Source organism: Rhodococcus yunnanensis NBRC 103083 (assembly GCF_001895005.1).
In the GTDB taxonomy this organism is placed as follows: Bacteria; Actinomycetota; Actinomycetes; order Mycobacteriales; family Mycobacteriaceae; genus Rhodococcoides; species Rhodococcoides yunnanense.
On the sequence record NZ_BCXH01000059.1, the window covers coordinates 1 to 886 of the forward strand.

General features: G+C 64.0%; 1 protein-coding gene. It reads left to right on the plus strand.

From position 1 onward, the window contains the following. The coding region (locus RY1_RS29260) for an acyl-CoA carboxylase subunit beta (RefSeq protein ID WP_281250039.1) at positions 1–886 on the plus strand (886 nt) is incomplete at both ends.

An 886-nucleotide genomic window follows, 5' to 3' on the forward strand; every position in this document is an offset into this window, starting at 1 on the left:
GGCGGACACGTCTACTCCCCCGCACTCACCGACTTCGTCGTCATGGTCGACGGCACCTCCCAAATGTTCGTCACCGGACCCGACGTCATCAAAACCGTCACCGGCGAAAACGTCACCATGGAAGAACTCGGCGGCGCCCACACCCACATGGAAAAATCCGGCGTCGCCCACTACGTCGCCTCCGGCGAACAAGACGCCCTCGACTACGTCCGCGACCTCCTCGGCTACCTCCCCAGCAACAACCGCGCCGAAGCGCCCCGCACCATCCCGTCGGACCCGATCTCCGGCGCCATCGAGGACAACCTCACCGACGAAGACCTCGAACTCGACACCCTCATCCCCGACTCACCGAACACCCCCTACGACATGCACGAAGTCATCCGCCGCATCCTCGACGACGACGAATTCCTCGAAGTCCAAGAAGGCCGCGCCCGCAACATCATCATCGGCTACGGACGCATCGACGGCCGCTCCGTCGGCATCGTCGCCAACCAACCCACCCAATTCGCCGGCACCCTCGACATCGACGCATCCGAAAAAGCCGCCCGCTTCGTCCGCACCTGCGACGCCTTCAACGTCCCCATCATCACCCTCGTCGACGTCCCCGGATTCCTCCCCGGCACCGGACAAGAATTCAACGGCATCATCCGCCGCGGCGCGAAACTGCTCTACGCCTACGGCGAAGCCACCGTCGGAAAAATCACCGTCATCACCCGCAAAGCCTACGGCGGCGCCTACGACGTCATGGGCTCCAAACACATGGGCGCCGACGTCAACCTCGCCTGGCCGACCGCACAGATCGCCGTCATGGGCGCCTCCGGCGCCGTCGGATTCGTCAACCGCAAACAACTCCTCGAAGCCGCCAAAAACGGTGAAGACGTCGACG